General features: G+C 25.2%; 5 protein-coding genes. All 5 read right to left on the bottom strand.

All coding sequences use genetic code 11. The features are described from left to right. Positions 1–710, bottom strand: a 710-nt coding sequence (locus tag HNP68_RS06210; protein WP_183221514.1) for a YqaJ viral recombinase family protein, incomplete at its 3' end; no start/stop codon positions are given. Positions 711–1,126: 416 nt separating this feature from the next. Next, on the bottom strand, positions 1,127–1,783 hold the full coding sequence (gene bdr / locus HNP68_RS06215; protein ID WP_183221516.1) for a Bdr family repetitive protein: 657 nt from the start codon (positions 1,781–1,783) through the stop codon (positions 1,127–1,129). 12 nt (positions 1,784–1,795) lie between these two features. Next, positions 1,796–2,353, bottom strand: a complete 558-nt coding sequence (locus HNP68_RS06220) for a chromosome replication/partitioning protein (RefSeq protein WP_183221518.1) — start codon at positions 2,351–2,353, stop codon at positions 1,796–1,798. A 52-nt stretch (positions 2,354–2,405) separates the two neighbouring features. After that, positions 2,406–3,146, bottom strand: a complete 741-nt coding sequence (locus tag HNP68_RS06225; protein WP_183221520.1) for a ParA family protein — start codon at positions 3,144–3,146, stop codon at positions 2,406–2,408. Beyond that, positions 3,122–3,275 (bottom strand): DUF226 domain-containing protein (locus tag HNP68_RS06230; RefSeq protein WP_183221522.1); only part of this gene is annotated, 154 nt, incomplete at its 5' end. The genes HNP68_RS06230 and HNP68_RS06225, both read right to left, overlap by 25 nt.

Consider the following 3,275-nt stretch of genomic DNA (forward strand, 5'->3'; position numbering starts at 1 on the left):
CAATACTCAAGTCCAGTACATGCTAACTGCATTTGTGCTTGCACATAGTATTTGAAAAAATACTTGCTACTTAAGAAATTGCCATTTTTATTGTATTCTTCAATAGCGCTACTCATATAATGAGAATCGCTACTCTTAATTTCTAAAAGTTCTAAATCACCATAAAGATTAATAAACCAGCCGTCAATTGTTGAGCCTACTAAATTTTCTAAATTACCCATTTTTTTGAAATAGTTATACTTATCAACACCGTTAGCGTATTTGTTTTTATACAAAACCGCAATGTTACCATCGTGTGCCTTAGCAAACTCTCTAAATCCTAAATTTTCTAACTCTTTACCTTTTAACATGTATAAATTCTCTTCAAAAGGCATACTCATTCCAAAATATTTAAGCACTCTATTTACCATTAAGTCTTTTAGTCCTGCACCACCAATTAAAACAGTCCCTACTTCACTAGCACCGTATTTATCTAGTTTGTTTCTTTGCACGCTAAAATCAAGATTTTTATTAAATCTAAAACACTCTTTACTGCTTATTCCTGGTAATTTTTTGCCTATTTTGCTTAATTTACTTTTTTCTTTAATTGGAAAAGATTTTTCTTCAAATACTTCGCAACCAATAAAACTTTGTTGTTCAAAACTTATCATTTTAGCCTCTCCATTGATACTGATATTTTGGATATTTTGATTTTTTTCTATGTGTGACATAATCGTCATCCTCCTTTATATTTGTTTATAAATAATTGTATAGCAAAAACTATTTTTGCCAACTTTTTAACAAAAATTTTTGCAAAAAAATGAAAGGTTTAACTAAATTCTAACCTAAAGAACTTTGCTAAACCTAAAGTATAAATGGATTATTTTGATAACAAAAAATTTTTAGCTATACACATATATATAGCTCTAAAATTATTTTTGTCAACTTTTTACATAATTCAATATGATTTAATTTAGAATTAAAATTAATTTGGATTTTTATAAAACAAAAACTTATTTAAATTCTTTTGTTAAAAAATTAAATAAGTTTTAATTTAAAATAGAGCAAAAATAAAATGTTATTTTCTAATAATGTTCACCAGCATTATAATATAATGTTTGAAAAAAGAAAATTATATATTATTTTATTATTTGGCGCCTTGTAAATATTGCATTAAAAATGAATGTATAAACGGTCCAAAAATTGCTGCTGCTATTATCAAAAAATGTATCATTCTGTTCCCCATGTTAAGTTTTAAATGCAAATTCTTTTCTACATTATCAACCTTATTAGTAAGTTCAATTTTAAAAAAATCTATTTTGGTATTTAAATTTTTTTCTACAAAATCTATTTTAGTAGATAAACTATCTATCTTAGTGTTCAGATTCTTTTCTACATTGTCTATCTTAGCATTTAAACTCTTCTCAACATTGTCTATCTTGGCATTAAGTTCGGTTTTAACAGAATCTATTTTAGTATCTAAATTATCTATCTTAGTGTTCAGATTCTTTTCTACATTGTCTATCTTGGCATTAAGTTCGGTTTTAACAGAATCTATTTTAGTATCTAAATTATCTATTTTAGTGTTCAGATTCTTTTCTATGGTATCTATTTTAACATCTAAATTAGATATATCTTTTAGTAAATTCTTTTCTACATCAATCAATTTCTCTTTTAAATATTCAAAGCTGTAATTATCATTATGAAGTAAGACAAAATCTATTGCTTCCTCACTAAACCCTATGTTTAAAAATTCATTCTTTATACTTTCTATATTATATGTTCTGTAAGCCAAATTATTCATAAAATCCCCTTACTATCCTTTTAATTGCTTATATCTTTTTAAAAACTTATTAACTAAATCTCTTTGACTTTCAAAAAGCTCATCTAATAAAAATCCTGTAAATTTAGCATTACTTTTGTAGAATTCGTAACTCTCTTTGCTTTTAAGCTGAAATCTTAATGGTTTTATTGGATTTTGCTTAGACTTTTTCACTGCATCTGAATTGCTATTTCTTAAAAAGAGTATGGTTTCCTTAATCCCGTTTTCCAATAAAAAAAGCTCTTCTATGACGCCATTTTCTATAGCTGATGCTATCTTTAAATATTCATAAGTTTGGCTTTTAGCTAACTTGTAATTTTTTATAAAAGCATCAAAAGTTTTATAACCATCAAGCTTATAATATTCATTATCTTTTATTTCTTTTAAAATTTTCATGTTTTCTATCTTATTATAAATTTCCTTTTGGAAATTAGATTTTAAACGCTCTTTTAACAAATTATAATGCTTTAATATTTCGTCTTTGTTACTTAATTCCTTTTTTATTTCTTTTTTTGATATTACCCTATCGTTTATTTTTATTTCTGAGTCCATAATCAACCTCCTATTTTTTGTTAAAAAAAATCATCCAACTATCGGACAAATTTCATATTTTTGAAATAAAATTATTTAAAACACTAACATACTCCTTTATATAGTCTCTATGTAGATCAAATCTATCATTTTTTGCTATTCTTCTATTTAAATCTTCGCGCTCTGATATTATCCCTAAAAATTTTTCTTTTTTTTGCAATATTTCTAATAAATCTTTATGCGTTTTATTTTTTTTAAATTTTGTTACAAATAAAAATACTTTGGGTTTAAGTTTTAATTTATCTGTGAAAAACTCTAATAATTGTAGGCTCTCAATAGTCCATTTCTCTGCAGTCATTGGAACTATAACATGTTTACTAACAACTAAAGCATTGGATAATGTAGAATCTAAATGGGGATTTGTATCAAGTATTATAAAATCATATTTAAATTTTAAATATTTAAAACTATCTTTTAACCTATGTTCTTTATATGGCAAAGGTTCTTCACTAAAGGTGTGTAAACTTAAATAGCTTGGCAATAAATCAAGCCCACTGTCCACATTGATAATTACATCATTTATTAATTGATTTCCTTTTAAAACCTCATATATATTTTTTTCAAGTAAATCAAATTCACTTTCTATTAGTGTTTTATAAAAGTAACTAGTAACTGATGCTTGAGTATCCATATCTATCAAAAGCACTTTATAATCTTTTGCAAGTAATGTTGCAAGTATAATAGCACTTGTGCTTTTGCCAACACCGCCCTTAATTGACGCAATGGTTATTATTTTAGGTTTTTTATTATCCATTTTGTAAGTGGTCCTTGTTCTGGATATTTTTTCTCATAAAATTCATATACTTGTTTTTCTAAATCTGTAAACATATTAAACAATATTTTGTTATAGTGGTTATTCATTCTCTCTTTAAATAATAAGCGG

Source organism: Borreliella yangtzensis (assembly GCF_014201775.1).
In the GTDB taxonomy this organism is placed as follows: Bacteria; Spirochaetota; Spirochaetia; order Borreliales; family Borreliaceae; genus Borreliella; species Borreliella yangtzensis.